This is a genomic window from Pseudomonadales bacterium (assembly GCA_041395945.1).
Lineage (GTDB): Bacteria > Pseudomonadota > Gammaproteobacteria > Pseudomonadales > Azotimanducaceae > SZUA-309.
The window spans coordinates 1-16,885 of record JAWKZN010000001.1; the positions used below are offsets into that span (position 1 = coordinate 1).

Here is a 16,885-nt window from a genome sequence, read left to right on the forward strand (position 1 = left end):
TCGAGCGTTATCCCTCCCTGTCGCGAGAGTCCATCGTGGGGCATCTTGAGATCTCCCCGGGTCGAAAGACCGATCCCGGATCGGCCTTCGACTGGTGTCACTACCTGAGAGCGCTGTGGTAGCACCGCGAATCGGAGTGGACCTGGGCGGCACCAAGATCCAGGGGATTGTGCTCGATCCAGACGGGCGGATATCCGCCGAAACCCGGGTTGCCACTCCGAACGGTGACTACGCAGGCACTCTGGATGCGCTCGAGCGTCTGGTGGCTTCCCTGGACGGCGGACGCACGCTCACCGTCGGCATCGGCACACCGGGCAGCAGCCTGCCGCACTCCGGGCTGATGCAGAACTGTAATTCGACCTGGCTCAACGGGCGGCCGCTCCTGGCAGATCTGCAGACCCGGCTGGGAGCGCGGGTGCGGATTGCCAATGACGCGGACTGTTTCGCCCTTTCAGAAGCGAGCCCCGGGGGCAGTGCAGCCCAGAGCAGGGTGGTGTTCGGGGTGATTCTCGGTACCGGTGTGGGCGGTGGCATCGTGATTGACGGGCGCGGGTTGTCCGGCCGCAACGGCCTTGGGGGCGAGTGGGGACACACACCTTTGCCTTATTTCAGGGAGAGTGTCGCGGAGCTGCAGCTGTCGTCACGTCACTGTTACTGCGGAAGACTAAACTGCATAGAGACATTCCTCTGCGGGGCCGGTCTGGTGCGTACCTTCCGGGAACTCGATACCCGCACCCGGCACCTGGACTCGGCACAGTCGGTCTGCGCAGCGGCGGTCGACTCCCCGGAGTGGTGGTACGACAGCGCGGCCGGAAATATGGAGAAGAATCCTGCAGTTCGTGCACTGGCTCTATACTGCCGTATGCTGGCTCGGTCCCTGGCACAGATCGTCAACGTTCTGGACCCGGATGCCATTGTCCTCGGCGGTGGACTGTCGAATGCGTCGGGAATTTACGGGCCCGTGCGACACTGGCTGCCTGACAACGTGTTTGGTGAGCGTTGCGAAACCCGTATTCTGGCCCCCCGATGGGGTGATGCCAGCGGTGTACGCGGGGCTGCATGGTTGTGGCCTGCGGACACCGCCAAGAGGTAGAAATCCAGCTGACTTCGGAAGGAACGAATGGCTTATCCGCGAGAACTGAACGACACCGACGCAGACGAGACCCGGGAATGGCTGGACGCCCTCGAGTACGTACTCGAAGAAGGCGGTGTTGACCGAGCCAATTTTCTGCTGGAGCGGCTCTCAGCACGGATGACGAAGACGGGTGCCCGGCTGCCATACACCATCACCACGCCCTACCGGAACACGATTCCCAGCAGCCGCGAAGCCTTCATGCCCGGCGATCTGTTCATGGAGCGGCGCATCCGATCGCTCATCCGCTGGAATGCCCTGGCGATGGTAGTACGTGCCAACAGCCGTCCTGGTGAGCTGGGCGGGCACATTTCGTCTTTTGCGTCTTCGGCCACGCTCTACGATGTCGGCTTCAACTACTTCTTCAGAGGACCGACAGATGAGAACCCCGGGGATCTGATCTACTTTCAGGGTCATGCGTCTCCCGGGATCTATGCGCGTTCCTTTCTGGAAGGGCGTCTCGATGAAACGCACCTGGACAATTTCCGACGTGAGGTCGGTGGTGCAGGGCTGTCGTCGTATCCCCACCCCTGGCTCATGCCCGACTACTGGCAGTTCCCGACAGTCTCCATGGGCCTGGGCCCGATTCAGGCCATCTACCAGGCTCACGTCATGAAGTATCTGAGCCATCGGGGACTGGTGGAACCCGGGAACCGTAAAGTGTGGGCGTTCCTCGGTGACGGTGAATGCGACGAACCGGAAGCGCTGGGTGCCTTGTCCCTCGCCGGCAGGGAGCATCTGGATAATCTGGTTTTTGTCATCAACTGCAATCTGCAGCGCCTGGATGGCCCGGTGCGGGGAAATGGCAAGATCATTCAGGAACTGGAAGGGTCTTTCCGTGGGGCTGGCTGGAATGTGATCAAGGTGGTCTGGGGACGACTCTGGGATCCGCTGTTTGCCAATGATAAGAGCGGCCTGCTGCAGCAGCGCATGAATGAAACCGTGGACGGCGAGTATCAGAACTACAAGGCCAAGGGTGGTGCCTATACCCGCGAGCACTTCTTCGGCCGCTACCCCGAGCTGACGAAGCTTGTCGAAAATCTGTCCGATCAGGACATCATGCGTCTGAACCGGGGTGGACACGACCCTTTCAAGATGTATGCGGCCTACCATGCGGCCGTTCACCACTCAGGCGAGCCCACCGTGATTCTGGCGAAGACCGTGAAGGGTTACGGGATGGGGGATGCGGGTGAGTCGGAGAATGATACGCACCAGGTGAAGAAGCTGAAGCTGGAAGAACTGAAGTATTTCCGCGACCGCTTCGATATCCCGCTTTCGGACAAGGAACTGGAGTCGGTGCCCTACTACCGACCGGCGCCGGACAGTCCGGAGATGAAGTATCTGCGAGCGGCCCGGGAGCGCCTGGGTGGATCGATTCCCAAGCGGGTGGTGACAAAAGAAGTGCTCAAGGTGCCGGGTCTGGGCGCATTTGAACAGCAGTTGAAGGGCACCGGCGACCGCGCCAATTCCACTACCATGGGTTTCGTGCGAATTCTCGCTACCCTGTTGCGCGACAAGAACATCGGACCGCGGATCGTGCCCATCGTGCCGGATGAAGCGCGTACCTTCGGCATGGAAGGATTGTTCCGGCAACTGGGGATCTATTCTTCGGCCGGTCAGCTCTACGAGCCGGAGGATTCGGGCGAGATCGCGGCGTACAAGGAATCCAGCGACGGCCAGGTGCTGGAAGAGGGGATCAACGAAGCCGGCGCATTTTCCGCCTGGCTGGCAGCCGCGACCGCCTACAGCTCTCACCAGCTCACGCTGATTCCGTTCTACATTTACTACTCGATGTTCGGCTTTCAGCGGATCGGTGATCTCGCCTGGGCGGCGGGAGATATGCAGGCGCGGGGATTTCTGCTGGGTGGAACCGCCGGCCGCACCACGCTCAATGGTGAAGGGCTGCAGCACCAGGATGGTCACAGCCACGTCCTTGCAAGCACCATTCCCAACTGTGTGGCCTACGATCCCTGTTACACCTATGAGCTGGCGGTGATCATCCAGGACGGTCTGCGGCGGATGGTGCAGGAGAAGGAGAACGTCTTTTATTACATCACCGTGATGAACGAAGCCTACGTGCAGGAGGCCATGCCTGCCGGAGTTGAGGCGGGTATTCTCAAAGGCATGTACCGTCGTTACTCACTCACCGGAGACGATGCGAAGCGGGTGAGACTGCTCGGTGCAGGCACCATCCTGCGGGAGGTCGAAGCAGCGGCACAGCTGCTCAATGAGGAGTTCGGTCTGTCCGTCGACGTCTACAGCGTGACATCCTTCAACGAACTGGCCCGGGAGGGTCAGGATGTCGCCCGCTGGAATCTGCTGCACCCCGAGGAGACACCCCGTGTCAGCTATGTGGCCCAGCAGCTTGGTGGCGAAGTTCCCGTCATCGCGGCCAGCGACTACATGAAACTGCTCGCGGAGCAGATCAGGGCCTTTCTGCCGGCACCCTATCAGGTGCTTGGCACCGATGGATTCGGTCGCAGCGATACCCGGGAGGCGCTGCGTCACTTTTTCGAAGTGGATCGGAACTTCATCGCGCTCAGTGCGCTGCGGAGTCTGGCCGATCAGCAGAAAATCTCGATCGACGTAGTGCGCAAGGCCCGGGACGAATTCGGTATCGATGCCGAGAAAGCCAATCCGAGGAAGATCTGAGCGTGGCAAAGAAGGCAGAGGAAATACGGATACCCGACATTGGCGACATTGAAGAGGTCGAGGTAATCGAGATCTGCGTGGCGGTGGGCGATTCGGTGGGGCCGGACGATACGCTGATCGTGATCGAGTCAGACAAGGCGTCCATGGATGTCCCTGCTGGCGTGAGCGGTGTCATCGAAGAGATTTCAGTGCAAGTGGGTGACAAGGTTGCGGAAGGTCACACCATTGCCCGCATTGCAGGTGAGGGTGCAGATACCGGCGCAGATACGGCCGCGGCATCGGGGTCGTCCGGGGCCGGGGAATCGCAGTCTGATCAATCAGGGCGCGATGAATCGGCGGCGGCGGAATCCGAAGTCGCTGAATCAGTGGCAGTCGAACCGGACTCGTCCGTAGCGGCGAGTGACGCAGCCGCACCGGCTGGGGCCGCTGAGCAGGAAACCTCTGCAACAAACGCTGCCGATGCAGAAAAGTCGAAGTCGGACAGTTCTGAGCCAGCCACCGAACGCCGCAAAGTCGAGATCCGGGTGCCGGAAATCGGCGATGCCAGCGGCGTGGTGGTCATCGAGGTCGGTGTGAAGGCGGGGGATACGGTGAGCGCCGACGACCTGCTGGTGGTGGTGGAGTCCGACAAGGCATCCATGGAAATACCGGCAGGCGAAGCCGGTACTGTGGAAGCCGTTCACGTGGAAGTGGGCGCGGAAGTTGAAGAAGGTACGCTGCTGGCGACCCTTCGGCTCAGTGGTGATGGGGTCAGTGCACCGGCTGAAGAAGACGCCTCTGCCGGGCCTGCGGCCGGGAAAAAAGGCGGAGACTCTTCACAACAGACTGAGAAACCGGAAGCTGCCACACCGACTGCAGAAGAAAGTCCGGCCGGCGCCACAGGTGTGACCACGCCGGAGCGCGTGCAGACCGATGATGGCGCTGACAGGGAGCAGGCGCAGCGTGTCTATGCCGGGCCGGCGGTCCGGCGCCTGGCACGGGAGCTGGGCGTTGCGCTCAGCCGGGTGAAGGGTTCAGGTGCACGGGGTCGGATCGTCAAAGACGATGTGAAGCGCTTTGTAAAGCAGACGCTGGGTGCACCGCCTCGAGTTGTGCAGGGCGCATCGGCTGTTCCGCCGATACCCAGGGTGGATTTCAGCAGGTTCGGTCCGGTGCGCTCTGAAGCCCTGTCCCGAATCCGTCTGGCGGGTGCCGCCAACCTGCACCGCAGCTGGCTGAACCTGCCGCATGTCACTCAGTTCAATGAGGCGGATGTCACCGATCTCGAGGCGTTTCGCGGTTCACTCAAGGCAGAAGCCGAGCGCCGTGGCATCAAACTCACGCCACTGGCGTTCATCATCAAAGCCTGCTGCCACGCATTGAAAGCACACCCCCATCTGAATGCGTCGCTGGATCTGGACGCGGGTAATTTCATCCTCAAGGACTACTTTCATATCGGCATGGCGGTGGATACTCCGGACGGACTGGTGGTTCCGGTGATCCGGGACGCGGACCGGAAGGGACTGTGGGAGCTTTCCGAGGCGATCGTCGAGCTGTCGACGAAAGCCCGGGAGCTGAAACTCGGTCTTAATGATATGCAGGGAGGTACTTTCAGTGTCTCCAGCCTGGGTGCCATTGGTGGCACAGGCTTCACGCCGATCATCAATGCCCCGGAAGTGGCCATTCTCGGGGTGTCGCAGCTGAGTCAGAAACCGGTCTGGAATGGTACGGAGTTCGGGCCCCGGAGCATGCTGCCCCTGTCCCTGTCCTATGACCACCGGGCCATCAACGGCGCCGAGGCTGGCCGGTTCATGGCGAGCCTGACCGAAGTCCTGGCGGATATCCGGCGCCTGGCGCTCTAGAGTAGTGTTTCGAGTTGCGGGCTACTGCAACCCCCGCCACTGGGGCTCGACCCCGCTGTTGAGTACCCGCGCGAGCACGAAGAGCAGATCAGAGAGTCGGTTCAGATAGCGGGCGGGCTGTCCGGCGTCCGCCACCTCCCAGCAGTGCCGTTCGGCGCGCCGGCACACGGTGCGGCAGATGTGCGCGCCTGCTGCCTGCCGGGTGCCGCCGGGAATCACGAATTCGGTCAGCGGTGGCAGACTGCTGTTCAGCATGGTCACCGCATCTTCCAGCCACTGGTGATCGGGTGCAGGTGTTGCGGCCAGAGTGGCCAGGTGCGCGCCCAGATCGAAAAGTTCCTGCTGCAGGCGCCCCAGCATTTCCCGATAGGGACTGTCCTGCGCAAGCTCCGCGATCAGCGCACCGGTGAAACTGTTCAGTTCATCGACCGCGCCGATGGTGTGAATGCGGGGATCACACTTGGATATCCGGGAGCCGTCCGCAAGCGACGTCTGCCCTTTGTCCCCGCCACGGGTGACGACTGACGTGATTCGCTTGCGTGGCACCTGAAGCGTCCGCCGCGCAGCTCAGGATTTGGGTCGGAAGGCAGGGTCGAAGGGCTGCACCGTGATGAGACCCGTATCGAAGGATCGGGTCAGACCTTCGTAAGCGTGGCGCATGAAATGTTTAGGGTGCGGCAGTCCGGTTTCATTGTCGGCAGCGGAGATGCTCACACCGACCACCACAGGAATATAGCCCTCGGTGGTCTTGAATGAGTGCATGTACAGGTTGTCGAAGATGCGCCGGAAACTCTGAGAAGTGCAGTTCTGAATATCCGGCTGCAGTGTGATCACCGCGAACATGTTGGCCTCGGGTCGGGTGACCACATCCAGGGGGCGTACCAGCTGCCGGACTTTGGCACCGATACCGGACATGAGTTCGTCCACGATATTCTGCTCGTACTGCTCCTGGATGACGCTCAGGTTGTTGATGCCGACCAGCAGCAGACAGGCGGCGCCGCCTCGCGTTTCGGCGTGTTTCATCGTGTCTGCGATGCGTTCCAGGGTGAACTTCAGGTTGCCCAGTCCGGTGACCGGGTCCACCAGGTCGGTGGTCTGGAGTTCACGGATCTTCTTGCGCAGCAGGCGGTTGGTGCGCAGCAGTTCGTTCTGCCGGGCCGCAATGCGCTGGGCGGCAATGACCCGGGGCAGCAGCTGGGCACGCAGGTGTGCCTTGTTGAGAAAATCATCCACACCTTCATCGAACGCCTGCTGCATGGCTTCCATGTCGTCGCGCGCGGTCAGCAGCATGGTGTAGGTGAAATGTTCGGTTGTTTCATCGAGCTTCTTGACCCGGCGGCTCAACTCGAGGCCATCCATACTCGGCATCAGCCAGTCGGCAATGAGGATCTGTGCGGGGCGCTTCTCCAGGGAGCGGAGGGCCTGGAGCGGGTTGTTGGTAAAACGGACGTTGCTGAACCCGCCGCTGCGCAGCGCCTTGGCAATGATGGCGCTGGAAAACTTCGCGTCATCCACGACGAGGATTGGAATGTCTTCGTATGACATGTAACTTACAGGCTGAGCCGGCGGGGGCGTGCCCGGTTTGATATGCGAGGTATCCAGTTTTGTCAAGGAAGTCACGTCCTGGTCGGTGACCCGATCCGGAGCAGTCTAGCACGGGGGTCAGTGCGCGCCCGTGATGCAGTTTGGAAGCATTTTGCTGACCGATGCGTACAAATGTACGCGCAGATGTAAGGGGTACCTATGCCGTCTTTTGATGTGGTCTCGGAAGTGGATGTGCAGGAAGTGCGCAACGCGGTGGATCAGGCCAACCGGGAGCTGAGTACAAGATTCGACTTCCGGGGGGTGGAATCCGGCTACGCGTTCGAGAACGATAGGATCCGGATGCATGCCCTGGAGGAGTTCCAGCTTACTCAGATGTTTGACATCCTGTGTGACAAACTCACCCGTCGCGGCGTGGACGTGAAGGCGCTGGATGCCGGGGAAGTCGAAGCCGCGGGCAAACAGAAACGCCAGAGTTTCGGTCTTAAACAGGGCATCGATAAGGAAACTGCGAAAAAAATCGTCAAGCTGACCAAGGACTCGAAATTGAAGGTGCAGTCCCAGGTACAGGGTGAACAGGTCCGTATCACCGGCAAGAAGCGCGATGATCTGCAGCAGGTCATGGCCCTGCTCAAAGACGCCGAGCTGGACGTACCGCTGAACTACACCAACTTCCGCGATTGAATCAGCCCCTCTGGCAGACGCTTGCCAACCGGCGGATGCTGATCTGCGCCGGCCTTGGCTTTGCGTCCGGTCTGCCGCTGTTCGTGCTGGTGCAACTGGTGCCCGCCTGGCTGCGTGTCGAGGGCGTGAGCCTGACCGCTATCGGTTTCTTCACCGCGATCCAGTACCCCTATTCCCTGAAGTTCCTCTGGTCACCGGCGCTGGAACGCTATTCGGTGCCCCTGCTCGGCCGGCGTCGAGGCTGGATGCTGCTGACCCAGGTCCTGCTGATCGGCACCATGGCCCTGCTGGGTTTTCAGCAGCCACAGGATGCTTTGCTTGGTATCACCCTCATGGCGATCGCCGTGGCCGTGTTCAGTGCGACCCAGGATGTGGTCATCGACGCCTACCGGCGGGAGCTGCTCAGAACCGATGAGGAGCTGGGTCTGGGCAACGCCATCCATGTACAGGTCTATCGGCTCTCCGGTCTCATACCCGGCTCCCTCGGTCTGATCCTGGCGGACTCACTGCCCTGGCAGGTGGTTTTTCCCATCATGGCGGCTTTCATGGGCGTCGGTGTGATCCTCACTCTGCTCATCCGTGAGGCGGAAACTGAGCCGGTGGTGCCTGCAAGCCTGGCGGCGGCGATTGTCGAACCCTTCCGCGAATTCTTCGGCCGTCATGGCTGGCGCTCGGCCGTTGCCGTGCTGGCGTTCATGCTGCTGTACAAGCTGGGAGACAATATGGCCACCGCGCTGGCCACACCGTTTTACATCGATCTTGGCTTCAGCCTTACGGAAATCGGCTGGATCGCGAAGAACGCTGCGCTCTGGCCGTCGATCATCGGCGGCATTGCCGGTGGCCTGATCATCGTGAAGATCGGCATCAACAAAGCCCTCTGGGCCTTCGGGGTGGTACAGCTCGCCACCATCTTCGGCTTTGCCTGGCTGGCCGGTGTCGGAGCGGACCCCTGGCTGCTGGCGGCGGTGATCGGGGCCGAATACCTGGGTGTCGGTCTTGGTACGGCGGCATCCGTGGCCTTCATCGCCAGGGAAACCGCGCGTACCTCCGTCGCCACGCAGTTTGCACTGTTTACCGCGATCGCCGCCCTGCCGCGGGTAGTCGCATCCAGTGTCAGCGGTCTGATCGTGGACGAAATCGGCTGGATCGACTTCTTTTATCTGTGTGCGCTGCTGGCCCTGCCCGGCATGGCGCTGCTGCACTGGGTTGCACCCTGGCGAGCAGACACCTCGACCGTTGAACCCGTTGCACCCCTGGGCGATGAGACTACGATCCTGCCTGCGCCTCCCAGCGGCAGGCGCGGCTGACCCGTTCCCCGATGAATTCCACCCCCTCAGCCAGCAGCCGCTGATACTGGGTCTTGTGGCCTTCTGAACCGCTGCGCAAGGAAATGCGTCCGCTGGCGTTGATTACCCGGTGCCAGGGCAGACGGCTTCTTTCCGGCAGCTGGCTGAGTGTCCGGCCGACCAGGCGGGCGTGGCGCGGCATTCCGGCGAGCGCGGCGATCTGCCCATAGGTGGCGACTTTGCCCCGGGGAATCAGGGCGACGACCTGCCAGATCCGCTCCTGCGGTTGCAAAACCCCGGAGCCACCCGCAGATTGACCGGATGACGACTTACGGACCTCGCCCATGTGGCTGCTGATTTTCTTCCTCACGCCCATTGCCGAAATGTACCTGCTCATCGAGGTGGGCGGCTACATCGGTGCCTGGCCCACCATAGGGCTTGTCATGCTGACTGCGGTGATCGGGGTGACCCTGCTGCGTATCCAGGGCCTTGCCACCCTGACCCGGGGCCTGCAGCGGCTGGAGGGTGGCCAGCTGCCTGCCCGGGAGGTTGTTGAAGGTCTGCTGCTCGCGGTGGCGGGCGCGCTCCTTCTCACCCCGGGTTTTGTCACTGATACGGTTGGCTTCCTGCTGCTCGTACCCGGATTTCGCGGCACAGTGGCAGGGCTGGTTCTGTCGAAAGTACAGGTCACCGGTCTCGGACCTGGACGCGCAGCCGGAATGGCTGAGTGGCCGCCGAGAGGCGGGCGGGGAGCCGACCCGGGGCCCCGCACACCCATAGAAGGCGAGTTCCAGCGGGTAGATCGGCCGCCACGAGCCGATAAAAATTCGGACTGAGCTCCCGGCCGCTCTTGAAATCCACCTCCGGTGGACCCATTTAGGGTTCGTCGGCTCGCTGGCGGTCGTGGCTGTAACACTTCCTGAGGTTGCGGACGAGCGCCTGCCGGGTCGGAGTCGCGGGTTATCGGCCTTGCATCAGGCTCGTGGATCACTATCATATGCCACCCTGAAATTAGCACTCTCCCTATGAGAGTGCTAATTCGAAAACGTTGATCAGGCGAGATGCTGACGACCCGTACTGGGACCCTCTAATGGGATTTGAACTGGGAGAAAACAGGTAATGAAAATTCGACCCTTACACGATCGTGTTGTCGTGCGCCGGTTGGAAGAAGAGTCCACCACCGCAGGCGGCATCGTGCTGCCCGACTCGGCTTCGGAAAAGCCCTCGCGCGGCGAAGTGCTGGCTGCAGGACCGGGCAGAATTCTGGATAACGGCGAAACCCGGCCGATGGATGTGAAAGTCGGTGACAAGGTCATCTTCGGCCAGTACGGCGGCAGCACGGTCAAGATCGACCGCGAAGAACTGCTGATCCTGAGCGAGAGCGAAATTTTCGGCGTGCTGGAAGGCTAACTACACGGGAACGAGGAATAAGCGATGAGCGCTAAAGAAGTATTATTTGGAGATGACGCACGCAGCCGGATGCTCGATGGGGTTAACGTGCTGGCGAATGCGGTCAAGGTAACTCTGGGCCCGAAGGGCCGTAATGTTGTGCTGGACAAGTCCTTCGGCGCACCCACCGTCACCAAGGACGGGGTGTCTGTTGCCAAGGAAATCGAACTGAAAGACAAGTTCGAGAACATGGGCGCGCAGATGGTCAAAGAGGTCGCCTCGCAGACCTCGGACGAAGCCGGTGACGGCACCACCACAGCCACCGTGCTGGCCCAGTCGATTCTGACCGAAGGCCTGAAGTCGGTCGCGGCAGGTATGAACCCGATGGACCTCAAGCGGGGTATCGACAAGGCGGTCACCGCCGCAGTTGCCGAAATCCTGAAGATGGCCACTCCCTGCGAAGACAACAAGTCGATTGCACAGGTCGGCACCATCTCGGCGAACAGTGACGAAGCCGTAGGTGCGATCATCGCTGAAGCCATGGCCAAGGTCGGCAAGGAAGGCGTGATCACCGTCGAGGAAGGTTCCGGACTCGAGAACGAACTCGACGTGGTTGAAGGGATGCAGTTCGATCGCGGCTATCTGTCGCCCTACTTCATCAACAACCAGGAGTCCATGGCTGCCGAGCTGGAAGACCCCTACATCCTGCTCTGCGACAAGAAGATCTCCAACATCCGCGACATGCTGCCGATTCTCGAGTCCGTCGCCAAAGCGGGCAAGCCGCTGATGGTGATAGCCGAGGACATCGAAGGCGAAGCGCTGGCGACCCTGGTGGTCAACAACATGCGCGGTATCGTCAAGGTCTCCGCAGCCAAAGCCCCGGGTTTTGGCGATCGCCGCAAGGCGATGCTGCAGGACATCGCGATTCTGACCGGCGGCACCGTGATTTCCGAAGAGGTCGGTCTGACCCTGGAAGGCGCGACCCTCGATGATCTGGGTACTGCCAAGCGTATTTCCTCCACCAAGGAAAACACCACCATCGTCGACGGTGCCGGTGCCAAGGGTGACATCGAAGGCCGCATCAAGCAGATCCGGGCCGAAGTTGAAGACACCTCCTCCGACTATGATCGCGAAAAGCTCCAGGAGCGTCTGGCGAAACTGGCCGGTGGTGTTGCCGTGATCAAGGTCGGCGCACCCACCGAAGTGGAAATGAAGGAGAAGAAGGCGCGTGTGGAAGACGCACTGCACTCGACTCGTGCAGCGGTGGAAGAGGGTGTTGTAGCAGGCGGCGGTGTCGCGCTGGTGCGTGCGCTCAAAGCCATCGACGGCCTCAAGGGTGACAACGAAGACCAGAACGTGGGCATCACCATTGCCCAGCGGGCCATGACAGCCCCTCTGCGGCAGATTGCAGCAAACGCCGGCGTCGAAGGTGCGGTCGTGCTGGATAAGGTCGCTGCGCTGAAGGGCAACCAGGGCTACAACGCAGCCACTGGTGAGTACGGCGACATGCTGGAGATGGGCATTCTCGATCCGGCGAAGGTCACCCGTACCGCTCTGCAGGCAGCTGCCTCAGTGGCAGGTCTGATGATCACCACCGAAGCGATGGTCGCTGAACTGCCGGAAGACAAGCCGCCAATGGGTGGTGGCGGCATGCCCGACATGGGCGGCATGATGTAAGCCGCCCGCTTCCGGGTGGTGAGAGTCGTTTCCCCTGGGAGGCGGCCCTCTCCGGAATCGGGAGCTGGAATCGGCAGAAAAGAAAACCCCACCTGTGTGTGGGGTTTTTTTTCGGCCGCTTTCCCCAGGCACGGATACTCTCCCGGCGGCACGTCAGCACTGATCGCCGGGCACGGGTTTCGACCCTGTGCGGCTTCGATGCTATAGTCGCCGCGGTCGTTCTGAACAATATTTATAACGGTCAGCAGGGGAGATTTTTTCGATGGAACTCATAGATTACCTGGCTCGATGGGGCCACTTTCTCGCAGGCATCACCTGGATCGGTCTGCTTTACTATTTCAATTTCGTGCAGGGTGAATACTTCAAGGAAGCCGAAGCCAGCGCCCGCACCGATGCATTCGTCAAGCTGGTACCCCGTGCGCTCTGGTGGTTCCGCTGGGGTGCGATGTTCACCTTCTTAACCGGAATCGTGATGCTGGGCATCCGGGGAGCCGGTGTGACCCTGGATATCACGGTAGGTGCCGTGCTGGGTACACTGATGTTTCTGAATGTCTGGCTCATCATCTGGCCGAACCAGAAAATCCTGATTGCCTCGAATCAGCAGGTGAAATCCGGCGGCGAACCCCTTCCTGCGGCTGCGGCTGCGGCACCGAAGGCAGCCCTGGCGTCCAGAACCAACACGCTGTTTTCGCTGCCCATGCTGTTTCTCATGGGGTCGAGCGCTCATTACGCCCACGGCGGCCTGAACGGCAACACCACGGCGCTGATTGCCGCACTGGCGATCATCGCCGTGCTCCAGTTGAACGCGATCTTCGGCAAGCCCGGTCCGATGGCCAGCGTGCGTGGAGTGATCGTCAGTGGTCTGGCACTCACCATCGTGCTCTGGGGGATCCTGGAGATACTCTGACATCAGGTTCTGACTCCCGAGCAAGGTGTGTCCGGGTCCCGCCGGAGCATGCCACCGGGGTGGCAGAGCGTCAGTATCTGAAAAGCCCGCCTGTGCGGGCTTTTTTTGTCTTCCTTAGATTTCTTCTATAATCTGCGCGCTCGAAAAACCCGGAGTTCACATGGCTGAGCGTCCTTCTCCCACCGCGATCCCCGCCAATCCCGATGACTCGGCCGGTTACCGGCGTGGTATCAAAGCCCCGAAGACGGTTTCCAGCGGCGATTCGCCACGACGGCGTACCGGGTCGGGCGGAGGCACTTCCGGGGGCTCCAGATCGATTGGTATCAATCTGATTCTGGCAGTGCTCGTTGCCGGGCTTGTGGTGGCGGGCTGGTTCATCACCAATCAGCACCAGCAGCTGCTCGAAGATAAAAAAGCTCTGGCATCCGCCTCTGATCGTATCGGCCTGCTCGAAGACCGGCTGCGCATGACCGATGAGAATCTGTCTGAAACCGGTCAGGATACCAAGAGCCAGATCAACTTCTGGGAGTCAGAGATCCGCAAGCTCTGGGGCGTGACCAACGACCGCAACAAGAAGTGGATCGAAGAGAACAAAGCGGGCATCGAGAAGCTCGGTAAAGACCTCCAGGGTCTGCAGAGCGCCACCAGGGAACTGACCAACTCGGTAGGTCGACACGAGGCGTTGTTCAAGCAGCAGTCGGCTATTGTGGATCAGCTGACCAGTCTCGAGCTTTCCCTCCAGCAGATGGCGGGGGTGCAGCGCGACATCGTGGACCGGGTGAATACCACCAGTCAGAGCATGGCCACCCTGCAGACCAGTCTGGTGAATCGGGTTGCCGAAAACGAACAGGCGGTCACTGCGATCGACGCCTATCGGGTGCAGATCAACAATCGTCTTGCCAGTATCGAACGGCGGCTGGATTCGCTCGGCAACCCGACGCTCTAGAATCGACGCCCGCGCTGCGCTCTGATACGGCACGCCGTGCCGGGCTAATGGCCCGACTCCCCGTACGCCTGGCGGGGACAGGGTCTGTCGGGGTGTGACACAGGTCTACATTGGGGTGACGACACCCCGGCATACTTCTTTCGAGAAAAATCGAGGGAAGCCATCCGCATGTCGCACCCCGGCGACAATCCCGCGTTCTGTATCGCTGGCGTAGAACCTGCCCGGCCCCGGTGTGCGGCTGCCTGTCACCGTCTGGAGGAGACAGCGGCCCGGAGTGGCTGGACGACCCGCTACGTGGACATTCGCCACAGCGATGAGATGGATGAAACTGTCGCGCTGGTGGTGCTGGCGGGTGCCGGTGCAGACAGTGCCCGTCGTGCCTTCCCCCATGCCCTGCTGGTAAGTTTCGAGGATCCGCTTGGTGCCGATCTGGTATTGCCACCGGAGGCTGAGGGTGGCTGTCTGGACAGGCTCGTAGCGCATGGTGAGGAGCACTGGCGCCGCAATCTGAAGGTGCTGGCTCTGTTCCGGGAGGTGGGCGCGCGCCGCACACGGATGAATCAGCTTTCGGATATCGCGAAGTCGCTGTCCACCCGCATGGATTATTCAGATCTGCTGCGGACCATTCTGCTGGAAGCCCGTCGTCTGGCCGATTGCGAGGCGGGTTCTCTGTATCTCATAGACGAATCCGGCGATGAACCGGAGCTGGTGTTCAAACTGGCACAGAACGATGTGGTGGAAGTCGACTATGTAGAGAAGCGTCTGCCGTTGTCCCGGGATTCCCTTGCCGGCTATGTCGCGGTGGTGGGAGAAGAACTGCTGATTCCCGACGCATACCAGATCCCGGAAAGCGTGCCCTATCGATTCAACCGCAGCTTCGATGAGCAGATGAACTACCGTACGCGCTCAATGCTGGTACTGCCCATGCGCGATCACCGGGACCAGGTGGTGGGAGTACTGCAGTTCATCAATCGTCTTGATCCGACTGAAGACCTGCCGATTCCCTTCGACGAGGAAATTGTCGAACTGTTGCGCGCCGTGGCAAGTCAGGCCGCCGTGTCGATTCAGAAGAATCAGCTCATCCGGGACATCAGCCGGCTCTTTGAGAGTTTCGTACAGGCATCGGTGAAAACCATAGAGCAGCGGGATCCGAGTACCAGCGGTCATTCTTTCCGGGTAGCGGACTCCACGGTCGCGCTGCTCCAGGTGCTTCCCCAGTCAGGCCTTTCGAGATTCCGCAATCTGACCCTCAGCGAAGAACATATCCGCGAAGTACGCTATGCCGCGCTGCTGCACGATTTCGGGAAGGTTGGCGTGCGTGAGGACGTGCTCCTCAAGGCCAACAAGCTGACCGACGACCGGCTGGAGATTGTCCGCTACCGGGTGGAGTTGCAGAAGGAGCGCCTGCGTCGGCGTGCGGTGGAAAGCGAACTGGAAATGCTGCATCACGCGCCGGTTGATAGCGAAGTCGCCCGCCGCCGGATCCACCGGAAGCTGGAAGCCGAACTGTCACTCCTCGACGACTACTTCGAGATGGTGAGTAAGGCGAATCTGCCGCAGATTCTCGATGAAGGCGTGGCGCGTGATCTTCGGGAGATCCGCGAGTATGCCTATCGCGAATTCGATGGCACCCTGAATGGTCTGATCACCGACCTGGATCTGCTCGCACTCTCTGTGCGGCGGGGCAGTCTGACCCCGGACGAGCGACGGGAAATACAGTCCCACGTGGTGCATACCCGGGAGTTTCTGAGTGTGCTGCCCTGGCCACCCGAGCTGGCAGGGGTGCCGGAAATCGCCGGCGCCCACCACGAGAAGCTTGATGGCAGCGGTTATCCCCAGGGTCTGGTGGGGGAACAGATTCCACTGGCGAGCCGTGTCATGACGGTGTGTGACATCTACGATGCGCTGACGGCCATGGATCGCCCATACAAGAAGGCCATGACTGCCGACTTCGCGTTGCGGATTCTGGAGGACGAGGTCCGTCAAGGTCTGCTGGATACAGATCTGGTGCAGATCTTCATTGCCAGCCGCATCTACGAGACGGCCTCGAACCGGGTTGCTCTGCCGGAGGTCTCGGTACACGTCCGCTAGGAGCGAAATCCGTCCGCTAGGAGCGAAATCCGTCCGCTAGGAGCGAAATCCGTCCGCTAGGAGCGAAATCCGTCCGCTAGGAGCGAAATCCGCCCGCCATCAGCAATTGCTCTGACTCCTGCGGATCAGTCCCAGGTGTCCAGCACGGACACGTCGACCAGAAAGTTTTCGAAGCCGAAGACGGCTCCTTCTTCCGTGACTTCGACCAGTACCAGGACACCGAAGCGATCACCTTCCGTCAGACGGTTGCCGTTTACCACCAGTGCCCGCAGTGCGGGATCTTCTGCGTAGATGTGTGTCGAAAACGCCAGGCCGGGAAAGCGGCTGCGTGGCGCAGGCGGAAGATCGGACAGGTGCACTCGAACCGGTGGTGCCGCCGGTGTGGCTGCACCGCTCCCGGTGACCGGTAAGGTCTCCGCCAGGGATTGTTGCAGCACCTGCGGCTGCTGCAGCGCCTGCGGCTGCTGGAAAGATTGTGCGGGCGTGACCTGAGTCTGCGGGGATGACTCGGCGAGTGCCGGCTGTTGAGCCGGTACCGGGTCTGCAGGGGCGCCTGTTTCGCTGCGGGGATAAAACAGCCATAACAGCACGAAGAGGTTTGCCAGCAGGGCGCTGGCGACCAGGATCTGCCACCAGCGATTGCGCCGGTACTCGCGACGCTCCTGCACCAGGGCGGTTCGCGCACCGGGGTCCTTCTGTGCTTCGGCCTTTTTTAGCGCTTCGAGTACGTAGGACATG

Annotated in this window: 15 protein-coding genes; 11 read left to right on the top strand and 4 right to left on the bottom strand. The window is 61.0% G+C overall.

All coding sequences use genetic code 11. The annotated features are described in order from the left end of the window. The first annotated feature begins 115 nt into the window (after positions 1–115). Genes R3E82_00005 through aceF form a run of 3 tightly spaced genes read left to right on the top strand, consistent with a single transcriptional unit; the run spans position 116 to position 5,625 of the window. Positions 116–1,093 (top strand): ROK family protein, encoded by a 978-nt coding sequence (locus R3E82_00005; protein ID MEZ5549251.1) that lies wholly within the window; start codon positions 116–118, stop codon positions 1,091–1,093. Positions 1,094–1,120: 27 nt separating this feature from the next. After that, entirely contained in the window at positions 1,121–3,784 is a 2,664-nt protein-coding gene (gene aceE, locus R3E82_00010) for a pyruvate dehydrogenase (acetyl-transferring), homodimeric type (GenBank protein MEZ5549252.1), read from the top strand. Positions 3,785–3,786: 2 nt separating this feature from the next. Next, the gene (gene aceF, locus R3E82_00015) at positions 3,787–5,625 is read left to right on the top strand and encodes a dihydrolipoyllysine-residue acetyltransferase (protein ID MEZ5549253.1); all 1,839 of its coding nucleotides are present in this window, start codon (positions 3,787–3,789) and stop codon (positions 5,623–5,625) included. Between the two features lie 21 nt (positions 5,626–5,646). On the opposite strand, the gene R3E82_00020 is transcribed toward aceF, so the two are convergent. Continuing rightward, complete coding sequence (locus tag R3E82_00020; GenBank protein ID MEZ5549254.1) at positions 5,647–6,171, bottom strand: cob(I)yrinic acid a,c-diamide adenosyltransferase; 525 nt, start codon at positions 6,169–6,171, stop codon at positions 5,647–5,649. A gap of 21 nt (positions 6,172–6,192) precedes the next feature. Then, on the bottom strand, positions 6,193–7,170 hold the full coding sequence (locus tag R3E82_00025) for a response regulator (GenBank protein MEZ5549255.1): 978 nt from the start codon (positions 7,168–7,170) through the stop codon (positions 6,193–6,195). 198 nt (positions 7,171–7,368) lie between these two features. Here R3E82_00025 and R3E82_00030 point away from each other — a divergent pair, with 198 nt between their 5' ends. Both R3E82_00030 and R3E82_00035 read left to right on the top strand, forming a co-directional pair. After that, positions 7,369–7,851 (top strand): YajQ family cyclic di-GMP-binding protein, encoded by a 483-nt coding sequence (locus R3E82_00030; protein ID MEZ5549256.1) that lies wholly within the window; start codon positions 7,369–7,371, stop codon positions 7,849–7,851. Continuing rightward, entirely contained in the window at positions 7,848–9,158 is a 1,311-nt protein-coding gene (locus R3E82_00035) for an AmpG family muropeptide MFS transporter (protein MEZ5549257.1), read from the top strand. The genes R3E82_00030 and R3E82_00035 overlap by 4 nt, the downstream gene beginning before the upstream one ends. Here the strand turns inward: R3E82_00035 and R3E82_00040 are convergent. Beyond that, complete coding sequence (locus R3E82_00040; protein MEZ5549258.1) at positions 9,118–9,429, bottom strand: methylated-DNA--[protein]-cysteine S-methyltransferase; 312 nt, start codon at positions 9,427–9,429, stop codon at positions 9,118–9,120. The genes R3E82_00035 and R3E82_00040 overlap by 41 nt on opposite strands. A 52-nt stretch (positions 9,430–9,481) precedes the next feature. Between R3E82_00040 and R3E82_00045 the strand changes: the two genes are divergently transcribed. The 6 genes from R3E82_00045 (at position 9,482) to R3E82_00070 (ending at position 16,147) form a co-directional block, all read left to right on the top strand. Further along, on the top strand, positions 9,482–9,973 hold the full coding sequence (locus R3E82_00045) for an FxsA family protein (protein ID MEZ5549259.1): 492 nt from the start codon (positions 9,482–9,484) through the stop codon (positions 9,971–9,973). A gap of 283 nt (positions 9,974–10,256) precedes the next feature. Then, positions 10,257–10,547 carry a co-chaperone GroES gene (locus R3E82_00050; GenBank protein MEZ5549260.1) on the top strand — a complete coding sequence of 97 codons (291 nt, stop codon included), beginning with the start codon at positions 10,257–10,259 and terminating at the stop codon, positions 10,545–10,547. Between the two features lie 24 nt (positions 10,548–10,571). Next, on the top strand, positions 10,572–12,203 hold the full coding sequence (groL, locus tag R3E82_00055) for a chaperonin GroEL (GenBank protein MEZ5549261.1): 1,632 nt from the start codon (positions 10,572–10,574) through the stop codon (positions 12,201–12,203). Positions 12,204–12,465: 262 nt separating this feature from the next. Continuing rightward, positions 12,466–13,110 carry a urate hydroxylase PuuD gene (locus R3E82_00060; protein ID MEZ5549262.1) on the top strand — a complete coding sequence of 215 codons (645 nt, stop codon included), beginning with the start codon at positions 12,466–12,468 and terminating at the stop codon, positions 13,108–13,110. Positions 13,111–13,270: 160 nt separating this feature from the next. Beyond that, positions 13,271–14,056, top strand: coding sequence for a hypothetical protein (locus tag R3E82_00065; GenBank protein ID MEZ5549263.1), 786 nt, complete (start codon positions 13,271–13,273; stop codon positions 14,054–14,056). A 168-nt stretch (positions 14,057–14,224) separates the two neighbouring features. Beyond that, positions 14,225–16,147 (top strand): HD domain-containing phosphohydrolase, encoded by a 1,923-nt coding sequence (locus R3E82_00070; protein MEZ5549264.1) that lies wholly within the window; start codon positions 14,225–14,227, stop codon positions 16,145–16,147. A 125-nt stretch (positions 16,148–16,272) separates the two neighbouring features. Here R3E82_00070 and R3E82_00075 read toward each other — a convergent pair whose 3' ends face one another. Continuing rightward, on the bottom strand, positions 16,273–16,884 hold the full coding sequence (locus R3E82_00075; GenBank protein MEZ5549265.1) for a general secretion pathway protein GspB: 612 nt from the start codon (positions 16,882–16,884) through the stop codon (positions 16,273–16,275). Between the last annotated feature and the right edge of the window lies 1 nt (position 16,885).

What these genes read in the sequence shown, in the direction of transcription:
- aceE (MEZ5549252.1), top strand. Translation starts at nt 1,121, where the DNA reads ATGGCTTATCCGCGAGAACTGAACGACACCGACGCAGACGAGACCCGG.
- R3E82_00025 (MEZ5549255.1), bottom strand. Translation starts at nt 7,170, where the DNA reads ATGTCATACGAAGACATTCCAATCCTCGTCGTGGATGACGCGAAGTTT.
- R3E82_00030 (MEZ5549256.1), top strand. Translation starts at nt 7,369, where the DNA reads ATGCCGTCTTTTGATGTGGTCTCGGAAGTGGATGTGCAGGAAGTGCGC.
- R3E82_00045 (MEZ5549259.1), top strand. Translation starts at nt 9,482, where the DNA reads ATGTGGCTGCTGATTTTCTTCCTCACGCCCATTGCCGAAATGTACCTG.
- R3E82_00050 (MEZ5549260.1), top strand. Translation starts at nt 10,257, where the DNA reads ATGAAAATTCGACCCTTACACGATCGTGTTGTCGTGCGCCGGTTGGAA.
- groL (MEZ5549261.1), top strand. Translation starts at nt 10,572, where the DNA reads ATGAGCGCTAAAGAAGTATTATTTGGAGATGACGCACGCAGCCGGATG.
- R3E82_00060 (MEZ5549262.1), top strand. Translation starts at nt 12,466, where the DNA reads ATGGAACTCATAGATTACCTGGCTCGATGGGGCCACTTTCTCGCAGGC.
- R3E82_00065 (MEZ5549263.1), top strand. Translation starts at nt 13,271, where the DNA reads ATGGCTGAGCGTCCTTCTCCCACCGCGATCCCCGCCAATCCCGATGAC.
- R3E82_00070 (MEZ5549264.1), top strand. Translation starts at nt 14,225, where the DNA reads ATGTCGCACCCCGGCGACAATCCCGCGTTCTGTATCGCTGGCGTAGAA.
- R3E82_00075 (MEZ5549265.1), bottom strand. Translation starts at nt 16,884, where the DNA reads ATGTCCTACGTACTCGAAGCGCTAAAAAAGGCCGAAGCACAGAAGGAC.